The following is a 21,017-nucleotide window of genomic DNA, read 5'->3' on the forward strand; positions in this document are numbered from 1 at the left end:
TATAGTGTTAATTAAGATGTCTAGAGGGTATAAGGTATTAGAAGTTAATGTAGAAGAAGTGAAACAATTAATGAATGAAGCAAAGACTAAAGAAGAATTTAGACGTTATCAATCAATCTATCTAAGAGTGAGTGAAAAAATGCCGACATCATTGATTGCTAAAGTTACAGGATTATCAGAAAGTCATGTTCACAGAACCCATAGTCAATGTCGGAAAAAAGGCTTAAAGGCACTATGTAGCAGGAAGAAAGGTGGGAGATACAGAAGTTATCTAACTCAAGAGCAAGAACGTGAGATGCTTAAAAAGATAGAACAGAATGCCGTTAATGGTGGGATAGTAGAAATTAGCAAGGTGCATAAGATTTTTGAGGAAACGGTTGGTAGTAAAATAGCACGTTACACAGCTTATAGGCTGCTTCATAGGCATGGGTGGCGTAAAATTGCACCAAGACCATACCATCCTAAACAAAAGAAGGATGCGGTAGAAACTTTTAAAAAAAGTGGCCTGATATGGTTAAAGAAGCAAGAGTATCAGCAGCAACTGAAGGCAAGGAATTAAAGATATTCTTCCAAGATGAGGCACGTTTTGGTCGTATAGATTCATTAATACCAATTTAGCATCAAACCAATAATATTACTAGTATAACTTAAAAGGATATCGAGCAGTTATATTGTTAATTAGATGGTGGTTTGGTATAAGGCGTTGCTGGGTTCCGGCTGGAATCAGGCCTTTACTTAAGAAACAAATTATTCGTGAATATACTTATACTTATGGGGCAATTTGTCCATTTGACGGTGCTAGTTGTTTCCTTATTTTGCCTTTAATGAACCAAGATTGGATGATGTTAATGCTACAAGAAATGGCAAAGCGTTATAAGGATAATTTTCTTTTAGTAGTATGCGATGGAGCTGCTGCACATAAACTCGATAAAGAATTATTACCTAATAATATTAAACTAGCTTACTTGCCACCATATAGCCCACAATTAAACCCACAAGAAAATATATGGGATGATATGAGGGAAAAATTCTTTTATAACCTAGCTTTTGATTCAATGAATGCTATAGAAAATCAACTAATCACAGCATGTAATTATTATGAAAATAATCCTGCAATTGTCAAATCTATATGTGCTTGGAATTGGATAGTATCTTGTTAATTAGATAGTGATTTGGTATTAGCAAATAATTCTAAATTGATGCAAGATCTATGTGACAGATTAGTGGCTAATTACAAAGCTAATCTTGAAGAGGATGAAGGTTTAAATGCAGATTCAAACGCAATGGTAGATGATAAAATTAATGACGAAGGATATGGAAGTGGTGCTATAGTCAATTCAGGGGAATTTGGGGCTAGGAACGATGGAGCGACGAGTGCCAACGTCAGCAACTTTTCATCAATTGACTATATCTCATTTCCCTATGCTCAAGAAATGATGGAACTTGAAGGGGTAGAGACCGACTATATCTCCCAACATTAATCTGATAGTTATGCATTAAGCTATTTTATAGTCAATTCAGGAGAATTTGGGGCTAGTACTACAGTTGTAGTTTAGATGTGAGCATTCACGATTTTTTTGCTATTTTTTTGTGATGAATAAAAAAAACTGATCACCAAGCGTCATTGCGAGGAGACCGTAAGGTCAACGAAGCAATCCATTTCTAATCACTTTCCTTGATTGCTTCGTCGGTCTGGCAACCTCCTCGCAATGACATCTTATACTTTAACCTTTTTTCCGTGAACACTCACATTCAATCTACAACTGTAGTACTAGGAACGATGGAGCAACGCCTATAAGTAATAGGCGAGCGACAAGTGACAACGCCCCAACTTCTCATCAATTGACTATAGCATAAATATAATAATCTCTATGTATTCCTTGCACAATCTCATATTTTTTGAGCAATCCCTCTTTAACAAAATTACATCGTTCCAAAACCTTAATTGAGCGAGTATTGTCAGTTATAACAGTTGCTTGGGTGCGAACAATTCCAGCATATTCGATAAACCTTAAAATAGCTTTGATAGATTTCAGCATAATTCCTTTACCCCAAAATTCCGGATCAAGATCGTAACTTATTTCTGCTTTGAGATGCATTGCAGAAACACTATTAAACCCAACAGTCCCTATAAGTTTATTAGTATCTTTGAGGGAAATAGCCCAGTAAAATCCCCGATGATTATGAAATAAGCTGAACCAATATCTTATCTCATCAGTAGCTTGAGCCGTGTCCGATGGACAATTTTGTTCGGTCAGGAATGGTAGCATTTCTGGCTTATTCATATAGGTAAAATAGTTTTCGGAATCATCACTAGTTAATTCCCTAAGCACTATATTACCTAGGTCTAATACAGGAAATTGATGATATATAGAGTGGTTCAGCATATGTTAAAAAATAATTTATTTTTTATAATTAGTGGGGTCAGTTACGTTATTCTCTTCAAAGGCTTTAAGTCTAGTTAAGCATGAAAGACATGTGCCACAAGATAGCCCATCATCTGATGGATCATAACAAGAAATCGTTTTGGAATAATCTACCCCTAATTCTAGACCGGCCTTGATAATTTCTCCCTTTGACATATTTATTAAGGGAGCATGAATGGTAATTTGTTTACCTGAAACTCCTACAGCAGTTGCCAGATTTGCCAGATTATTAAAAGCTGCTAAATATTCCAGACGGCAATCTGGATAATTAGCGGAATCAGTTGCATGCATCCCTATAAAAATATCAAAAGCTCCTATTATTTCACTAAATCCTAAAGCATAACTTAAAAATATGGTGTTACGTGCTGGTACATAAGTAACTGGTATACTCTTCTGCTTTGAAGAATTGGTTTCGCAAAACTTCGGGGTATTCGCGTACTCACGTACTAAGTGTACGCTCCGCTCGCTCACCCCTTGTTTTACGTTCCAATTCTCCAAATCATTTGAGTATATAATCTGCTGCTTTGAGTATAGATCATTCTGTAATTCACTATGATCTTTATATTTTGGTACGTCTATGGCATTGTCAGTAAGAGCTGATCCGCCAAAGTTACGTAAATCAATATTTACAATTTTATGCTGTTTGATGTTATAGTTGTTAACTAATTGCTTAACCTTCTCCAGTTCAACATTATTGCGTTGAGAATAGTTGAAACTTATGGCATAAATTTCGTAATTCATTTTTTCCATCATGGCTAGTACGGTAGCTGAATCTGCACCACCACTAACTAAAGCTACTGCCTTTTTCATAATAATCTGCATCCGTTTATCATTAATATATATAGCTAATCCGATTAGCACTACTCTGCCTATTAGCGAGCCGTAGTATCACTCGACTAAGCACTTGCAAGTTATCATTCCCACTTCCCTTTGCCCTTCCCGCTTCCCATTGTCATTCCCGCGTAGGCAGGAATCTGGATACCTGCCTACGCAGGTATGACAAAACAGCATTGCTTCATCGCTACTAAGTGGCTTCTCGTAATGACCTATTGGACTTCTATATCTTTGAGTATATAGCAAAATTTTTTTCCACTAAGCTAATTATAGATAATTTTTTAAATATTTTCCAGTATGGCTCTCACTGCAAGCCGCAATATCCTTCGGAGTTCCAGTAACTACTATGCTACCACCTTTATCCCCTCCCTCAGGACCAACATCTATAACGTAATCCGCTGTTTTTACAACATCTAGGTTATGCTCAATAACTACCACCGTATTACCCATGTCAACTAATTTATGTAATACTTTAAGCAATTTATTAATATCATCTATGTGTAAACCTGTTGTTGGTTCATCAAGTATGTATAAAGTTTTACCAGTTGAGCGTTTTGATAATTCCTTAGCTAATTTTATCCTTTGTGCTTCACCCCCAGACAAAGTAGTAGCCGATTGACCAATTTTTATATAACCAAGTCCTACCTCATTTAAAGTAACCAGTTTTTCGTAAATTAATGGTACTTTCTCAAAAAAGCTCATAGCATCTTCAACTGTCATCCTAAGAACATCAGATATAGACTTATCCTTATATTTAATTTCAAGAGTCTCTCTGTTATATCTATCGCCATTACACACATCACATTTTACATAAATATCAGGTAAAAAATGCATTTCTATTTTAATCAGACCATCACCTTGACATGATTCGCATCTTCCACCTTTAACATTGAATGAAAACCTACCAACTTTATAACCCCGAGTTTTTGCAGTTGGTAATTCAGCAAACCAGTCTCTAATATGGGTAAATGCCCCTGTATAAGTTGCTGGGTTTGATCTTGGTGTACGACCTATTGGCGACTGATTGATATCAATAACCTTATCAATATATTCAAGACCAGTAATTGATTTATATTCTCCCGGAAAGACTTTTGAAGATGGTTCTAAAAACTTTAAAGCGGCTTTATATAAAGTATGAATTATTAAGCTTGATTTTCCTCCACCGGATACACCGGTTATTGCTGTAAAACTACCCAAAGGGATCGTAATATTAACATTTTGTAAATTATTAGACACAGCTCCAGTTAAGGCTATTACCTTACCGGAAGAGGGTATTCGAGTATTTGCTGGTACTTCAATAAATTGTTTACCACTTAAATAGCTGCCAGTTATGCTATTTGCACATTGTTTAATTTCCTCAATTGTTCCTCGGGCTACTATATGTCCACCATGAATACCGGCACCTGGTCCAACATCAATAATGTGATCCGATTCATACATTGTTTCTTCATCATGCTCAACAACCAGCACTGTATTACCAAGGTCTCGAAGATTTTTGAGAGTTTCTATTAAGCGAGCATTATCACGCTGATGTAAACCAATTGACGGCTCGTCAAGTACATATAACACCCCACTAAGTCCTGAACCAATTTGTGACGCTAAACGAATACGCTGGCTTTCTCCACCAGATAAAGTACCTGACCCTCTAGACAAAGCAAGATATTCAAGACCAACATTCATAAGAAATTGTAACCTTTCCTTGATTTCCTTTAATATACGCTCGGCAATAGCTACTTGTCTTTTATTAAGCTGTTGGTCTAATTGATTAAACCATTTTTGTAGTTGTAAAATACTCAAGGCAGATACTTGTCCTATATGCATATCAGCAATTTTAATACAAAGAGACTCTGTCTTTAATCTATAACCTTCACAAGCTGTACATTTGTGTTCTGCTTTGTATTTTAATAATTCTTCTTTTACTAAAGAGGAATCAGTCTTACGCTCTTTTTCTTGTAAGCTAGGTATTATTCCGGCAAAAGGCTGCTGAATAATCTGAGATTTAGAACCATCATGATATTGAAAATCTATAACTTCATCACCAGACCCATGGAGCAATATTTGCTGTATCGTATTTGATAATTCTGTAAAGGGCGTGTCTAATGAAAATTTGTAATGAGTTGCTAAGGCTTTTAATGTTTCTAAAAAGAACTTTGAGGATATTTTACCCCAGGGGGCTATAGCTCCATCCTTAATACTAACTCTGCTATCGGGAATAATTAAGTCTTTATCAAGAAATAATTCTTTGCCAAGACCTTCACATTTAGGACAAGCACCAAATGGGCTATTAAAGGAAAAAATTCTTGGTTCTATCTCAGTAATCTGGAAACCAGAAACTGGACAAGAATATTTTTCTGAAAAAATGATTCTCGAGCCTTTAGTAAGGGTGGTATCTACTCCGTTTGGTAAATCAACAATCTCGACATATACTATACCATCTGCCAATTTAAGAGCTATTTCCAAACTATCTGCAAGTCTATTGCCTAAATCACCTTCTAGAGAAATCCTATCAACAATTACTTCAATATTATGTTTTTTATTTTTGTCAAATTTTGGCAGATTATCAATCTCATAAATTTCATTGTTAATTACCAATCTGCCAAAACCCTGTTTTCTAAGATCAAGAATTTCACGTCTAAACTCACCCTTCTGTCCTCGGACAATCGGAGCTAAAATGTATAATTTACTTGCTTTAGGAAAGGCAAGAATGGCATCTATCATCTCTGATATAGTCTGATTCTTGATAGGTAGACCTGTTGCTGGAGAATATGGGACTCCTACTCTTGCATATAGTAATCTCAAATAATCATAAATCTCAGTTATCGTACCCACTGTAGAGCGTGGATTTTTAGATGTAGTTTTTTGATCAATAGCTATTGCCGGCGACAAACCAGAGACTGACTCAACATCAGGCTTATCCTGAAGATGTAAGAATTGTCTAGCATAAGAAGACAGGCTTTCAACATATCTACGTTGCCCTTCAGCATAAATAGTATCAAAGGCTAATGAAGACTTACCAGAACCACTAAGCCCAGTAATTACCACAAACTTATTTCTAGGAATATCAACATTTATATTTTTTAAATTATGCTCCTTAGCACCACGAACTTTAATATATTCTTGCATAATAATTTGTTATAAATTTTTAAGGAACTTTCAAAAAACTTGTAGCATTATAGGTCGTTTTGGATTACTATTGCAATAATAAATTTTTAAATAAATTAGGTAATGATTTGTGGCTGGTAGTTTAAATAAAGCAATATTAATAGGTAATTTAGGACGTGATCCAGAAATTAGGCATACGGCTGACGGTAAAGAGATAGCAAGTTTTAGTGTTGCTACTTCTGAGACATGGAAAGATCGTACTACTGGAGAGAAGAAAGAAAAAACCGAATGGCATAGAGTAGTAGTATTTAGTGAAGGTTTGGTATCTGTTGTAAAGAATTATGCCAAAAAAGGAACTAGAGTTTACTTAGAAGGTATTTTACAAACTAGAAAATGGGTAGATAACCTTGGGCATGAAAAATATACGACAGAAATAGTGCTGCAGAATTTTAACTCACAATTTATATTGTTAGATTCTAAAGGTGTTGGCATTCAAACATCAGATACTGTTGTACCCAAAAATACGGTTACTAACTTTGACCATAGCGATCTAGATGATGAAATACCTTTCTAGAGTTGCGATAGTTTCTTTATCTCTGGCTCTTTCTTCTTGTGTTTCGTCTATAGAAACAAGGGTTGAGGAAGCAGAAAAACTAGCATCAATAAACAGGTTTGAGAAAAAACTTGTTAAGGCTGGGGATTTTGTCATTACAACTTACCAACATATCTCGGATAAAGATAGCCCTTATGTATTTTATATTGAGGGTGATGGAAGTATTGGACGTTATGCCGTCGCTAGCAACCCAACTCCTTCCAAGATTATGTTGTTTAAGCTTGCTACTCTTGATACTAGACCTAATGTAGTTTATATAGCTCGTCCATGCCAATATACACCAGTAGAGCTTAATCCTAATTGTAATCAAGTCTATTGGACAGACAAAAGAATGGCTGAAGAGGTTATAGAATCAACAAACATAGTAATAAATAGTATAAATAATGATAAGCCAGCTAGTTTAGTTGGTTTCTCTGGTGGGGGAGGTGTTGCTATCTTGGTGGCAGCAAGAAATAAACATATTAAGGATATAATAACTGTAGCCGGTAATCTTGATATTAAAAATTTTAGTGAACATCATAGAGTATATGCATTAAAGAAATCATTAAATCCCATAGATTATGCCATAAAAATCAATAATATCCCACAATTACATATTTCAGGAAGCAAGGATAAAATAGTACCTAGCAGTATTATGCATGGCTATATAAAAGCTAGTTCTTCAAATTGTATACAGCAAAAGATTTTTCCTAATATTACTCATACCAAAGGTTGGGATAAGGTGTGGCAGAATGTGCTGAAAATTAATCTTACCTGCAAATATAATAGACCTCTTGCATAGCTTATAAACGCAAAATTTGTCATTCCCGCGTAGGTACATAGGCCACAACTGTTGAAAGTTAGAAGGTAAAGCGGGTTTTAGATAGGTTTTCTGTCATTGCGAGACCACGCAAGTAGGTCGTGGCAATCCATCTTTGGTTACTTTTATGGATTGCTTCGTCGACCTAAGGTCTTTCTCGCTAATAGACGTTGACCACATACGATTTTTAAACTATCCGGTCTAAAACCGCTTCCTCTTCTAACTTTCAACAGTTGTGGTACATAGGCGTCAGCTTAAGAAAATAAGTCGTCATTACGAGCCACCGTAGGTGGCGTGGCAATCCATCTTTGGTTACTTTTGTGGATTGCTTCGTCGACCTAAGGTCTCCTCGCAATCTGATATATCCCCACGAAATTGTTGCAAAATAGCAAGAATTGATAGAATATCATCATTATTTAATGATGATGGAGATAGTAGGTTATGGATGTAAAAACAGTATTAAATGATTTCGCATTGTACTCTTGGGAAATTTATTATTGAATTTAATTATTTGCATGCCATAAAACCATTGGTAGAACCCCTTGCATCTATTATAAAGACGGAGCTTTGTCATGCTTAATTTCGTGGGGATATATCAGCTCGCAATGACGGTTTTTCAATTATTGTTTTCTTAAACTAACGCTTATGTGAGTAGGCGGGAATCTAGACCCCGCACCAAAGCAGGGGTGACACTAAGTTGTAATTTGTCATTCCAGCCCATTTTGCAAAAAAAACTTGATTTCAAGTATTAGTGTAGTTGATTTTTATGATATATTATTATATAGGAAGGATGGAATTTAATAAAAAGCCTATTGCCTAATGTGGATATATTTTATATATCTATATACTTAGATCGCTTGGGTATAGAAACAGAATAAATATGTTGAGTAAAATGCATAAATATAGAACGCATAATTGTAATGAATTGCGATTGAGTGATGTCGGAAAAAGAGTAAAATTATCTGGCTGGGTACATAGAAGAAGGGATCATGGTAATTTGGTATTTATTGATCTTAGGGATCATTTTGGTATCAGCCAATTAGTATTTACTGATCAAGACCCAAGTTTAATGGATGCTGCTAGTCGGTTAAGGTATGAATCGGTTATAACTATTGTTGGTGAAGTAGTAGCAAGGCTTGATGACACAATAAATGATTCATTAACGACCGGTAAAATTGAAATATTGGTAAGTGAGTTTATAATTGAGTCTAATGCCGAAGCTTTACCATTATTGGTGAATTCTGAACAAATTTCTCCCGAAGAAACTAGGCTAAAATATCGTTTCCTAGATCTTAGGCGTGAAAAGTTGCATAATAACATTATGCTAAGATCGCAAATTATTGCTCATCTACGTCAGATTATGACGCAGGGTGGTTTTACTGAATTTCAAACACCAATCTTAACTGCCAGTTCACCAGAAGGGGCTAGGGACTTCTTAGTACCCAGCCGATTACACCCTGGGAAATTTTATGCTTTACCGCAAGCTCCTCAGCAATTCAAACAATTGCTTATGGTATCAGGATTTGATCGTTATTTTCAGATAGCTCCTTGTTTTAGAGATGAGGATGCAAGAGCTGATAGATCGCCAGGTGAATTTTATCAATTGGATATAGAAATGTCTTTTGTTACGCAGGAAGATATATTTAATACTATTGAACCGGTGATGTATGAAATATTTAGCAAATTTTCTGATAAGACAGTATCAAATACCCCTTTTGTCCAGATTCCATATGAAGAAGCAATGTTAAAATATGGTACTGATAAGCCAGACCTTAGAAATCCGCTAATCATTGCCGATGTTACCGAATTATTTAGAGAGTCTAATTTTACTATCTTTAAAGAAAATATAAAAAATGGCTATGTTGTAAGAGCGGTACCAGCTCCTAAAACTTCTACTTTACCGAGAAGCTTCTTTGACAAAATGGCAGAATTTGCAATTTCCGAGGGGGCAAGTGGGCTTGGTTACATCCAGTTTCTAGAAGATGGACAAGTTAAAGGACCTATTGTTAAATTTTTAACAGAGGAGCAACTATTAAATTTAAAGTCTTTAGCAAATCTACAAAATGGTGACACTGTCTTCTTTACCTGTGATAAAGTTGATAAAGCCTCTAAACTTGCTGGTAAGATTCGAACTAAATTAGGCGATGATTTAGCTTTACTTAAAAAAGATTGTTTTGAGTTTTGTTGGATAATAGATTTTCCATTTTATGAATTAAATGACCAAACTAAAAAAATAGATTTTAGCCATAATCCATTTTCTATGCCCCAAGGTGGTATGGAGATATTAGAGTCAGCTAAAACAGTAGATGATCTACTTGCCATTAAAGCATATCAATATGATATTGTTTGTAATGGTATTGAATTATCTAGTGGAGCAATTAGAAATCATAAACCGGAAATAATGTATAAAGCTTTTGAGATTGCTGGATACCCTCCAGAAATTGTTGATAAAAGATTTGGCGGAATGATCAGAGCGTTTAAATTTGGTGCTCCGCCACATGGTGGAATAGCCCCTGGCATAGATAGAATCGTTATGTTATTAACCGATTCAACCAATATTAGAGAGGTGATAGCTTTCCCACTAAATCAACAGGCGGAAGATTTATTGATGAATGCTCCTGATTATATTGATGAAAAAGCTTTAAAGGAGCTTAATATTAACTTATCACCTTCAGTCAGAAATAAATTACTAGCTGAAGGAGCTTAAATAAGATGAGAAGTGAAAGAAAAAACAAAAAATAAAATTATAGGAGCATTCCTAGGAACAATCGTTGAATATTACGACTATAGTTTATACGGTTTTTCTGCTGGAATTATTGCTGTTAAATTTTTTCCAAATACTGATTATATAACTAGTCTAATAAATACTTTTGCTGTTTATGCGATGGCATATCTCTCAAAACCTATTGGTTCGCTAATTTTTGGACGTATAGGGGATATTTATGGGCGTAAGACGGCGTTAACTATTACTATAATAGGAATTGTGATACCTACTATGATTATAGGATGTTTGCCAGACTACTCGTCTATTGGGGTTTGGAGTACGGTAATTCTGGTTTTGTGTCGTATTATACAAGGTATTTTTGTAGCTGGAGAATATGACGGAGCAGCTATTTACGTTATCGAACATTTAGGAGAGAAATATCGATATACCGCTTCGGCGATAACTCGTTGTACTGGAGTTTTAGGCTTATTACTAGGAATTGGGGCAAGCAATTTTTTTAGTTCCCATATTTTTCCAGATTGGGGTTGGCGTATTCCTTTCTTAATTAGTTTACCTTTAGCTTTAGTTACTCTATATTTCCGTCGTAAATTAGATGAAACACCGGAATTTAAGAAAAATCAAGCAAATGGAATAAGGGTTCAAAGCCTAGCTACTTTAGTTAACAAACAGTGGCGGATTATTTTGATGGTAGTATTTCTTGCTGGTGGATTTGGTGTGACTTATCAACTATCCATTATGTTTATGAAACAATATTTGCCTATGATTCTACCACAAACTAGTTTCATTATGAGTGTTTTTTCAGTTCTGATAACTGTGTGTTTTGCAATTGCTATGCCTATTTCTGGCTTATTTGCTGATCGATTTAATCAAATGATAGTGTTTAAGATCAGTCTATTTGGTACACTTGTAGCTAGTTTATTATTTATTATTTCGGTTAATTATCAAATGGTTAATTTGGCTTTAGGTTCTTGTTTAATGCTTGCATGTTTTGTTGCCCCTTTCAATGCTCTTGCCCATGGTACTATGATAAAAGCTTTTGCTGTTAATGATCGCTACCGGGCAATAAGTCTTGGTCATACTATGGGGGCAATGTTGATGTCTGGCAGTGCAAATTATGTATGTCTAGTATTAATGAGATATCTAAACTTTAAATTATTCCCCATGATATATCTTATTTTCTTTGTGATATTAGCCTATTTGATGGTAAAGCGTTTTGAGAAAGATTATAAAAGAAAAATCAAATTACAGCCTGATATTAGCATACAGCTATAAACTCAGTTATATTATTCTATTTCATCACAAAATACTGTACTATCAGTGTTTATATTACGGAGTATAGCTGTTTTATTTTTTGTATGCCATTCATATTGATTTGCCCCATATAGTACTCCACTAGCTGATACCCTACCAGTAAAAATTAAAATTTGATTTTCTTCTGCAATTGGAATAATCGCTAAAGTATTAGCTCCCTTATTCAAATACCGTATATTTATTTTCCTTCCATCTATACAGCTATAATTTACATTCTCAACTTGTAAATTCCCATTCCCAGGAATAATTAAATTTTCTTGATCTTTATAACTTTTGCAAGAAACAAGAATTATAAATATAATTACTAAAAAAATAGTAATTATTATCAGATTATTTTGAAATAGTTCTAAACTAGTTTTATTTATTTTCATAATTTTACCTTGTTTTTCTGTTATACTCGATAATCAAGTTTTTTGCAGAGCTTATAACTGAGGCTAAATACTAATCGGATTTATAACGTCACCAACTTCTCATCAACTGACTATATAATAACATAATTTTATAACACCACTAATAGCTAAAACCCTTATAAAATTTATTTTAGTAAAGCCGGCAATTAAAGGAATGAATTTTCCCCATAATGGTATGAATATAAGCGATAATATCAATATGTTATATTTAAAAAAAAACTGAGATAATAATTGCTGGTTAGTATGAATCTGGGTATTTTTAGAAAAATAAAAAATTCTCCATAACATTATACCAAAAAAATAATTTATACTAGTAGCAACTAATGAAGCAATAGTTGCTACCACCACTATTATTAAATTATTATAAACACCAAACATTTTCATAGAATGAACAATTAGTTCACTATCTAAACTTATAACTAAATTACCTACTAAACTATCGGTAAATAATAACGAATAGGCTTCAAACTGCTCCATAATTCAAACTAGTCTCAGCAATTATAAATTCAAAAATGACAGAGCCTAACAATTCGAGGGTCAGTCATTTTACTCTCTCGATTTGCTCTGCCTTATGTTTAAGTAGCATAGTTTTTGCTATAGCTTTCATTGCTTCGGTTTTACCTTCGACTCTACCTTTGGCTTCAGTCGCTACTAAAGTAATGCCTTGCTAATAAGTGCCAGTTTACTGTACTTTCAGTAATTCATTGATTTTAGTAATAGATAGTCCAGTAATTCTCGCTATTTCTTCAATAGAGCTACCATTATTTATCATCATTTTTATTAATTTAGCTTCTCCGATTCTAATACCATCCTGTACTCCGATTTTAATACCATCTTGCACTCCGATTTGAATCCCTTCTTCTTTCCATACTTGAGCTATACTAGGCATAAGTTCTTCTCCTTTTTCTTTAGTTAAACTATTTTTTAATATTTTTTCTAACTCTATTTTATCACTTTGCTCAATAAAGGTCAAAGTATAGCTCAATAGATTTCTTATGTGGTCATGACCTATTGTTATTTTACTCAATTTAGGCAAGAGATGAGAAATTTCCTGCCATCTTTTCAGTAATTGACGTTCGTGGATGTGTTTGAGGAAAAATAACAAAATCCCAGACCATACTTTTTTCTTTAGCTCCTCATCGGGGATATCATGTACGTTAATAAGCTGACAATCATTTGTCCAAAAGCCTCTGGCTAAATCTGGATGGCTAAATAAATTCCATATATTGAGCGATGCGTTATATTTCTTCTTGCCATTATAAAGTATTAGGGGATAAATTAATGGAAGACGTTTAGCTTTAGGATTAGTAGTTAAATATCGATCACAAATATTAATCATATATTTAAATAACCTAAACGCCATCATTTTATCAACAGTACTTTGATGTTCCAATAGCAAAAAAATATAGCCATCCTGATCATTAAACTTAACAGAAAATAATACATCTGAAATAGTTTCAGAAAGGTCTGGTTCAATAAAACTATCTTTTTCTAATTTTAAAGATGTATTATCGATTAAAGCCAACACATCCTTCGGCAAATGAGTTGCCAAAAATTCTTTAGCAACTATTGGATTCTCCATAGATTTGCGAAAAATTTCGTCATGCTTTGGTTTGTCTGGAGTCATAATACCATTTCCCTATTAATTACTTTAGTTATTTCCTACAACCTCCTAGTTTATAAAGGTTTGACAAAATACTATTTAATACTATAATTTAACACCTTAAAATACAACGTTATTATAATTTAAATTTTTTATGAATACAGCTCTATCCTTGAAAAAACCATTTTTATTATGGTCTCTTGCCAGCATGTTTTTTGCCTTTCAATTTATATTAAGACTTTCGACTGGAATTCTTAGAGAAGAAATTATGCAAAAATTTGCCATTGATACCATAGCATTTGGTACAGTTGCTGGATATTATTATTTAGGTTATGCAGGGATGCAAATACCAATTGGCATAATGCTCGATAAATTTAACTTTAGAATTGTTACATTCATATCTATCTTGGTTACTTCTCTTGGTACTTTAACTTTTGTTGCCAGCGAAAATTTCAATTATTTACTCATTGGTAGATTTATGATTGGAGCTGGTTCTGCTGTTGGGTTTTTATCAGTAGCTAAAATTACTAGAAGCTGTTTTCCAGCTAAATACCACTCCGTAATGCTAGGGCTTTCTTTTACTTTTGGCTTAATTGGAGCAGTATTTGCTATTACTCCAATGAAACTATTATTCACCCATTTTGGTTATGACGTAACTTTTAATAGTTTAGCTGCCATCGGATTTATTATTGGACTAATGATTTTATTGATAAAAAATGATGATGTAAGTAGCAATTCTACTACTACTCTAGATTCCGAATTATCGATATTGAAACTCTTATTAAACCCTACTATTCTGTTAATCGGGATTTTTGGTGGTTTAATGGTAGGAGCATTGGAAGGTTTTGCTGATGTATGGGCTATTCCATTTTTCAAACAAATTTATCAAATGAATGATATGGATAGTAACTTAGCTACCTCATTTGTTTATATAGGGATGTGTCTTGGCGGTCCAATACTTGCTCTTATTGCTAATTTAGTAAAATCATCTGATGCTATAATAACTATCACTGGATTACTGACAATAGTAATTTTTATCATTCTATTATATTGTCCTTCATTAAATTTCTTTACTAGTAGTTCTTTAATGTTTTTATTAGGAATTTTTTGTTGTTATCAGGTTCTAATCTTTACCATTGTCAGTAACCTTGTTACGGAGAAATCTATTGGACTTGCCGTTGCGATAGTCAACTGTATCAACATGTCTTTTGGGCATTTCTTTCACAAAATTATGAGTTATTTAATCTCTTATAATTGGGACGGCTTACTGAGTGAATCTGGCACTCCTATTTATAGTCACTATGATTTTATTGTGGCAATTTCTATAGTTCCCATTTGTTGTCTTATCGGAATTATCGGCTTTTGCTGTTTGTCTAAAAAGTCAAATAAAATATCAATCAAGGGATTTGTGGAAGAACCTGTTTCAGCCTAACAAACGTCATTGCGAAGAGGCACAAGCCGACGAAGTTGATCCAGGAAATTAGTACAAATAATTTAACCTCTTAAAACTTGTTTTACAATTTCAGGTTCCTTTTGAATAATCTTAAGAAGTACCTTTGCTGCCCCAGTTGGTGATCTACGCCCTTGTTCCCAATTACGTAGTGTTGCAATGCTAATTCCAAATGCTGCAGCAAATTGTTTCTGAGTTAGTTTGAGGTGATCTCTTGCCTCATATACATCAATATTTGGTAATGAAATATTGTGTTTTTTTGCTTTTAGCCGACCTTTAGAATATAGGATCGCTTCTTGCATTCCAGCTAGAATACTTTTTTCAGTTCGATTAAATTCTTTTGTACTCATATTTTTTTCCTAATTATATAATTTTATTAAAGTCTTACTCAGGTTTTTTAATTCGTTACAAGTATCCTGACTAATATTCTCCATTTTGCTTTTTATAAAACCAGTTATTAAAAAGACCGGCATATTTTCATTATGATAAAAATAAATTATTCTCATTCCTCCAATTTTACCTTTATTGTTAGTTAGAGCAAATCTTAATTTTCTAATACCACCAGTACCTCTTATTATATTTCCCTGATTAGGATTCGCTGCTATATAGTTAATAATTTCCATACATTCTTTTTCACTCAAGTAATCCTTAGCAAATTTTTGAAATTCTGGAAGTTCAACAATTGAAATAAGTTTTGTATCCATAAAATACACGATATGCCATTGGCATACTTATGTCAAGAGCTAAGTAAGGGAACTGTAAATATTTCTGCAAAGATTTCGCACAAGGCTGTATTTTAATATCTATGTGGGTATAGCCTCATCGGCGTAATCTGTACGAACACGCATAAGCGTCAGCAATTAAGAAAACAATAATTGAGAAACCGTCATTGCGAGGAGACCGTAAGGTCACGAAGCAATCAAGAAAAGTGATTAGAAATCGATTGCCACGCCACCTACGGTGGCTCGCTAATAGACGACTTTTCTACTTTATTTTCTTGCTGACGCCTATAAGTAATAGGCGAGCATTAGAGTGACGACGTCACCAACTTCTCATCAATTGACTATAAATCGTAGGTAGCTTCCTAGAATGGCACAACTGTCGAACATTGGTATTTCTTTTTTATTATTTAAATTCTATTTCCTTAGCATGTCTGATATGAACTACATAAATAGTATCATCATATATTCGATATCGTAGTATGTAACCTGATAAGCCAAATCGAATATATAAATCCCTATAATCTATTAGATTAGTCACAGGTTTACCTATTAAAGGAAATTCTATAAGTTCGATAACTGCTTTCTTTATTACTTCTGCCACTCTCTTTGCAGCATTAGGATTATTTTTATCAATGAATTTTCTTAGCCGTACCAAATCTGTAATTGCCGATTCCAACCATACTAATCTTTCCATTAAGGTCTTTCCTCTTCTTTATCACTTCCCCATCTATCAAGCCACTCAGTTATTTTGTCATTTCCTAAAAATTTACCTTCTTGCATTTCTTGCCAACGCTTTATAGTCTCTTGTTTTAATTGTTCCTCATGTTCCTCTAATTTAAGATAATTAGTAATTGCCTCCTTCATCAGCCAGTGTGTTGAACGTTGCTTAATTTTACCAAGTACTTGCAACCTCTTCTTAATTTGCGGGGCAATTTTAACGCTTACTACAATATTCTCATCAGCTCTTTTCATACGAATTCTCCTTTATAGTATTAAGTATTTATAGGTAATACTATACATTACTTGTTTTGTGTTTGCAATCCATGTTATAGTCAATCGATGAGAGACAACGTTACCAACTTCTCATTATTTATAAAATTATTACTAATAAAGCTTAGTGCAGATTATAATTGTTGTATACTATACTCAAATGATTTGGAGAATTGGAACGTAAAACAAGGGGTGAGCGAGCGGAGCGTACATGAAGTACGTGAGCACGCGAATACCCCGAAGTTTTACGGAGCCAATTCTTCAAATCATTTGAGTATACATAAATATAACAATTTGACCTAATAACAAAATGACTAATAAAAATACTTTATTAATAATTGATGGCTACGGATTTATCTTTAGAGCCTACCATGTTCAGCCACCATTAACTTCTCCGAGTGGCTTAGCTGTTGGAGCACTTTATGGTTTTACTTCAATGTTGTTAAAGCTATTGAATGATTTTAAGCCAGAACATGCTATTGTAGTTTTTGATTCTGGTGGTAAGAATTTTCGTCATCAAATTTATCAGCAATATAAAGCAAATAGACCCCCTATACCAGAGGATTTAAAGAGTCAATTACCACTTATTCGCCTTGCAGCAAATAGCCTAAATTTTCCAATGATTGAGAAAGCTGGTTATGAAGCAGATGATATAATTGCCACTTTAGCCCATAAAGCTTCTGCATTACAACAAAATACTATCATTATTTCTTCTGATAAAGATTTAATGCAATTAATTAATTCGCATACTAAAATGTATGACCCAATAAAAGCAAAATATATTTCCGAAGATGACGTGATAGAGAAATTTGGTGTAGAACCAAGTAAAATCAGGGAAGTAATGGCGTTGATCGGCGATAAGTCTGATAATATACCAGGCGTGCCAAGCATTGGTCCTAAAACTGCAGCAACACTTATTAAACAATTTGGTTCATTAGCAGAGCTATTAAATTCACTCGATCAAATCACTAACGATCGCCAGAGAGCAATCATCAGCTCCTCAAAAGATTTAGCCTTAATTTCCTGGCAATTATTTAGTCTAGATTATAATGTTGATATCGATTTAGATTTTAGTTTATTGCAGTATACCCAACCTGATAGCAAACAAATATCTGATTTTCTGGTAGAATATGGTTTTAAATCTCTAAATAAAAGAGTGGAGAACTTATTCCAAATACAAATTACCAACGAATCTTTACCTACTAAGCAAATTATAATTCAAGAAGTTGCTTCTCAACAACAGCTTGATGCTATGCTAACTAAGGCAGAAGAATATGGGATTGTCAATATTCATTTATCCGATTACCCTGGGCAAACTCCTTCTATAATTTTATCAATTGATGGTAAATGCTACAATATTAAGTTTATTGCTAAAATTTCTGGCAATATGTCTGATTTACTTGCTTACGATTTTCGTCAAAATTACCTGGAACAATGGTTTATGGCTGATATTCTTCAATTGCTAAAGAATAAATCTATTAAGAAAATCACCTATAAGGTTAAATCATTATTAAAATTCTTTATCGATAATGAAGTATATTCATGTGAAGATCTTGAACTAATGCAATATCTAATTTCTGCTGGCAAGCCTCAGAAGAATCCATTTGATGGAATACAGCAGGATAGTTTAGACAATTTAGCGAGAGTAGTTACTGGCTTTAGTGATAATTACCAAAAACTGTTGCTAGAACTAAAAGATAACCATGCCTTAACACTATATCGAGATATTGATTTACCTTTATGTTATATAATAGATAAAATGGAAAAAATTGGGGTTAAGGTCAATTCACCATATCTTAAACAATTATCGGATGAATTTGGCAGTGAAATTACTCAATTAGAACATAATATTTTTGCTATTACCGGAACAAAGTTTAACATCGCTTCACCAAAGCAACTGGGGGAAATTTTATTTGAAAAAATGCAATTACCCTTTGGCAAATTGTCATCAAAAGCAAAATCTTATTCTACTAGTGCAGAAATTCTTGAAAAAATTAGCGAAAGTGGCTTTGCTATTGCTGATTTATTGCTAAAATGGCGTCACTTTACTAAATTAAAAAATACCTATACGGATAGTTTACCTATGCAAGTAAATCCGATAACTCATAGGGTGCATACAACATTTTTACAAACTTCAACTAGTACTGGTAGGCTTAGTTCTCAAGAACCCAATTTACAAAATGTACCAATTCGCTCGAAAGAAGGTAATAAAATCAGAGCAGCTTTTATTGCAGAAGATAAGCATAAATTAATTTCAGCAGACTATTCACAGATTGAACTGCGAATATTAAGTAGCATGGCAGATATACCTTCTTTAAAACAAGCTTTTGTTAATGGTGAGGATATTCATAGTAAAACCGCTTGTAATATATTTAAAATTACTAAAGAGCAGTTAACTTCCGAACATCGGCATAAAGCAAAAGCTATAAATTTTGGCATTATCTATGGTATTAGTGCTTTTGGACTAGCAAAGCAGTTACATATTAGCTCTACACAAGCAGCTGAATATATAAAGAAATATTTTGAAGAATATCCAGAAATTCAAAAATATATGGAATATACAAAAAACTACGCCAGAGAGCATGGTTATGTCCTGAATCTCTTCGGGCGAAAGTGCTTTATTCCCTTAATTTATGATAAAAAACATTCTTTACAGCAATTTGCCGAAAGGGCAGCAATCAACGCTCCAATCCAAGGGACTAGTGCCGACATAATCAAAATAGCGATGATTGATCTTGACCGTAAAATTCAACAACTAAAATTGAAAACCAAGCTAATCTTACAAATCCACGATGAATTACTTTTTGAATCGCCCATTGATGAAGTAGAATTAGCGACACAACTAATTAAAACTACTATGGAAAATTCATCTAAATTAATGGTTCCGCTCATTGTCGAAACCAAGGTAGGAGATAATTGGATAAATATGCATACTATAGTCAATTAATTCTGTCTATTAGCTAGGAGGCATAAGCCTACGAAGCAATCCATATAGTCTTGATGTATCTATACTAATTCTCAGATTTAAGAGATGGGTTGACAAAGGCATATGGAAAGCTTTAATGGATCATGTTAAAGTAGATGTAGATAGGTTATTATACCACCAAAATCTAATCGTAAAGTACAACGTGAATATGATAAACATATTTATAAAGAACGCCATTTAATTGAATGTTTCTTTGGGAAAATCAAACATTTTAGGCGTATATTTTTTTCTAGGTTTGATAAAGCCCCAGCCACCTTTTTAGCCTTTCTAAATTTTGTTGGAGCTTTAATATGGTTACGTTAAAAATTTTGTCAACAGAACCTAGTAAAATAATTTCTTATTAATCCTTTCCAAACAAATCTTTTCCTTCACTACTTTTAATTTAAGCAGACATGTGAAGTAATATTTTAATATGAGAAACATCAATATTTTTTTTGGCATTCCAAATATCATACTGTTGTTGAAGATTAAGCCAGTATTCAGGGCTTGTGTTTGGAAATGCGGCAGATAAACGAATAGCCATAGAAGAACTGATACTAGATTTTTCGTTGATCAGGAATGATAAAGTTTTACGGGTAACTCCAAGCGATATAGATGCTTCAGTGACAGTTAAATTTAAAGGTTCTAAATACAACTCTTTTAATATACTACCTGGGTGTGGAGGATTGAACATATATACCTTGCTTTAATGATAATCTAAATATCAACGTCATAGGCATCTCCATTACTAAAATGAAATATCAGACGCCAATTACCATTAATTTTAACTGACCAGAAGTCTTTCATATTGCCTTGCAGCTTGTGCAGTCCGAGTCCTGGTAAATTCATGTTTTCTACCTTAGTTGCAGCATTTAAGTTAGCCAATAACAATCTGAGTTTTTTTATATGATCACTTTGTATTTTTGTAGTATCACCATAATTAAAGAAATTGCTTAGACCTTTATGGCTGAAAGTTTTGACCATATCATAAATAATATTGCCTTATCATAATTGTAACATATAACGTTATAGTTATCAAGATAATTATCGTCTGGTTAATCTCTCAC

At 33.6% G+C, this 21,017-nt stretch carries 21 protein-coding genes and 1 pseudogene; 10 read left to right on the top strand and 12 right to left on the bottom strand.

Annotation, left to right across the window (positions count from 1 at the left end; translation table 11 throughout):
- The first annotated feature begins 16 nt into the window (after positions 1-16).
- The 3 genes from ACQH1V_RS02055 (at position 17) to ACQH1V_RS02065 (ending at position 1,481) form a co-directional block, all read left to right on the top strand.
- A complete protein-coding gene (locus tag ACQH1V_RS02055; RefSeq protein WP_425360100.1) occupies positions 17-559 on the top strand; it encodes a helix-turn-helix domain-containing protein in 543 nt (180 codons plus the stop codon).
- Between the two features lie 112 nt (positions 560-671).
- Positions 672-1,160, top strand: a complete 489-nt coding sequence (locus ACQH1V_RS02060; RefSeq protein WP_425360605.1) for a transposase — start codon at positions 672-674, stop codon at positions 1,158-1,160.
- A 12-nt stretch (positions 1,161-1,172) separates the two neighbouring features.
- On the top strand, positions 1,173-1,481 hold the full coding sequence (locus ACQH1V_RS02065) for a hypothetical protein (protein ID WP_425360648.1): 309 nt from the start codon (positions 1,173-1,175) through the stop codon (positions 1,479-1,481).
- 357 nt (positions 1,482-1,838) lie between these two features.
- Here ACQH1V_RS02065 and ACQH1V_RS02070 read toward each other — a convergent pair whose 3' ends face one another.
- From ACQH1V_RS02070 to uvrA, 3 genes are all read right to left on the bottom strand, one after another.
- The gene (locus ACQH1V_RS02070) at positions 1,839-2,387 is read right to left on the bottom strand and encodes a GNAT family N-acetyltransferase (protein WP_425360649.1); all 549 of its coding nucleotides are present in this window, start codon (positions 2,385-2,387) and stop codon (positions 1,839-1,841) included.
- A gap of 15 nt (positions 2,388-2,402) precedes the next feature.
- A complete protein-coding gene (locus ACQH1V_RS02075; RefSeq protein ID WP_425360650.1) occupies positions 2,403-3,236 on the bottom strand; it encodes a 7-cyano-7-deazaguanine synthase in 834 nt (277 codons plus the stop codon).
- 291 nt (positions 3,237-3,527) lie between these two features.
- A complete protein-coding gene (uvrA, locus tag ACQH1V_RS02080) occupies positions 3,528-6,386 on the bottom strand; it encodes an excinuclease ABC subunit UvrA (protein WP_425360861.1) in 2,859 nt (952 codons plus the stop codon).
- Positions 6,387-6,492: 106 nt separating this feature from the next.
- Here uvrA and ssb point away from each other — a divergent pair, with 106 nt between their 5' ends.
- From ssb to ACQH1V_RS02100, 4 genes are all read left to right on the top strand, one after another.
- On the top strand, positions 6,493-6,936 hold the full coding sequence (gene ssb, locus ACQH1V_RS02085) for a single-stranded DNA-binding protein (RefSeq protein WP_094649241.1): 444 nt from the start codon (positions 6,493-6,495) through the stop codon (positions 6,934-6,936).
- Positions 6,920-7,756, top strand: coding sequence for an alpha/beta hydrolase (locus ACQH1V_RS02090; protein ID WP_425360862.1), 837 nt, complete (start codon positions 6,920-6,922; stop codon positions 7,754-7,756). The genes ssb and ACQH1V_RS02090 overlap by 17 nt, the downstream gene beginning before the upstream one ends.
- Positions 7,757-8,666: 910 nt before the next feature.
- Positions 8,667-10,481: an aspartate--tRNA ligase gene (aspS, locus tag ACQH1V_RS02095; protein WP_425360651.1), complete on the top strand. Its 1,815-nt coding sequence runs from the start codon at positions 8,667-8,669 to the stop codon at positions 10,479-10,481.
- Positions 10,482-10,493: 12 nt separating this feature from the next.
- Complete coding sequence (locus ACQH1V_RS02100; RefSeq protein WP_425360652.1) at positions 10,494-11,771, top strand: MFS transporter; 1,278 nt, start codon at positions 10,494-10,496, stop codon at positions 11,769-11,771.
- Between the two features lie 11 nt (positions 11,772-11,782).
- On the opposite strand, the gene ACQH1V_RS02105 is transcribed toward ACQH1V_RS02100, so the two are convergent.
- From ACQH1V_RS02105 to ACQH1V_RS02115, 3 genes are all read right to left on the bottom strand, one after another.
- Positions 11,783-12,181, bottom strand: coding sequence for an MliC family protein (locus ACQH1V_RS02105; RefSeq protein ID WP_425360653.1), 399 nt, complete (start codon positions 12,179-12,181; stop codon positions 11,783-11,785).
- Positions 12,182-12,283: 102 nt separating this feature from the next.
- Positions 12,284-12,697 (bottom strand): YqaA family protein, encoded by a 414-nt coding sequence (locus tag ACQH1V_RS02110; protein ID WP_425360654.1) that lies wholly within the window; start codon positions 12,695-12,697, stop codon positions 12,284-12,286.
- A gap of 205 nt (positions 12,698-12,902) precedes the next feature.
- Positions 12,903-13,847, bottom strand: a complete 945-nt coding sequence (locus ACQH1V_RS02115; protein ID WP_425360655.1) for an Rpn family recombination-promoting nuclease/putative transposase — start codon at positions 13,845-13,847, stop codon at positions 12,903-12,905.
- Between the two features lie 130 nt (positions 13,848-13,977).
- Here ACQH1V_RS02115 and ACQH1V_RS02120 point away from each other — a divergent pair, with 130 nt between their 5' ends.
- Entirely contained in the window at positions 13,978-15,255 is a 1,278-nt protein-coding gene (locus ACQH1V_RS02120; protein ID WP_375333304.1) for an MFS transporter, read from the top strand.
- A 62-nt stretch (positions 15,256-15,317) separates the two neighbouring features.
- On the opposite strand, the gene ACQH1V_RS02125 is transcribed toward ACQH1V_RS02120, so the two are convergent.
- From ACQH1V_RS02125 to ACQH1V_RS02140, 4 genes are all read right to left on the bottom strand, one after another.
- Complete coding sequence (locus ACQH1V_RS02125) at positions 15,318-15,623, bottom strand: helix-turn-helix domain-containing protein (protein WP_239832795.1); 306 nt, start codon at positions 15,621-15,623, stop codon at positions 15,318-15,320.
- A 9-nt stretch (positions 15,624-15,632) separates the two neighbouring features.
- Complete coding sequence (locus ACQH1V_RS02130) at positions 15,633-15,977, bottom strand: type II toxin-antitoxin system RelE/ParE family toxin (RefSeq protein WP_425360656.1); 345 nt, start codon at positions 15,975-15,977, stop codon at positions 15,633-15,635.
- A gap of 421 nt (positions 15,978-16,398) precedes the next feature.
- Complete coding sequence (locus tag ACQH1V_RS02135; protein ID WP_425360657.1) at positions 16,399-16,689, bottom strand: type II toxin-antitoxin system RelE/ParE family toxin; 291 nt, start codon at positions 16,687-16,689, stop codon at positions 16,399-16,401.
- On the bottom strand, positions 16,689-16,967 hold the full coding sequence (locus tag ACQH1V_RS02140) for a CopG family ribbon-helix-helix protein (RefSeq protein WP_425360658.1): 279 nt from the start codon (positions 16,965-16,967) through the stop codon (positions 16,689-16,691). The genes ACQH1V_RS02135 and ACQH1V_RS02140 overlap by 1 nt, the downstream gene beginning before the upstream one ends.
- Positions 16,968-17,295: 328 nt before the next feature.
- On the opposite strand from ACQH1V_RS02140, the gene polA reads away from it, so the two are divergent.
- The gene (gene polA / locus ACQH1V_RS02145) at positions 17,296-19,932 is read left to right on the top strand and encodes a DNA polymerase I (RefSeq protein WP_425360659.1); all 2,637 of its coding nucleotides are present in this window, start codon (positions 17,296-17,298) and stop codon (positions 19,930-19,932) included.
- A 147-nt stretch (positions 19,933-20,079) separates the two neighbouring features.
- A pseudogene (locus tag ACQH1V_RS02150) lies at positions 20,080-20,274 on the top strand (IS5-like element ISSoc13 family transposase); the annotation flags it as partial.
- A 79-nt stretch (positions 20,275-20,353) separates the two neighbouring features.
- Here ACQH1V_RS02150 and ACQH1V_RS02155 read toward each other — a convergent pair.
- Both ACQH1V_RS02155 and ACQH1V_RS02160 read right to left on the bottom strand, forming a co-directional pair.
- Complete coding sequence (locus ACQH1V_RS02155; protein ID WP_094649612.1) at positions 20,354-20,644, bottom strand: HigA family addiction module antitoxin; 291 nt, start codon at positions 20,642-20,644, stop codon at positions 20,354-20,356.
- A gap of 23 nt (positions 20,645-20,667) precedes the next feature.
- Entirely contained in the window at positions 20,668-20,934 is a 267-nt protein-coding gene (locus ACQH1V_RS02160) for a type II toxin-antitoxin system RelE/ParE family toxin (protein ID WP_425360660.1), read from the bottom strand.
- Between the last annotated feature and the right edge of the window lie 83 nt (positions 20,935-21,017).

The sequence above is a fragment of the Candidatus Tisiphia endosymbiont of Ceraclea dissimilis genome (assembly GCF_964030735.1).
Taxonomy (GTDB): Bacteria; Pseudomonadota; Alphaproteobacteria; order Rickettsiales; family Rickettsiaceae; genus Tisiphia.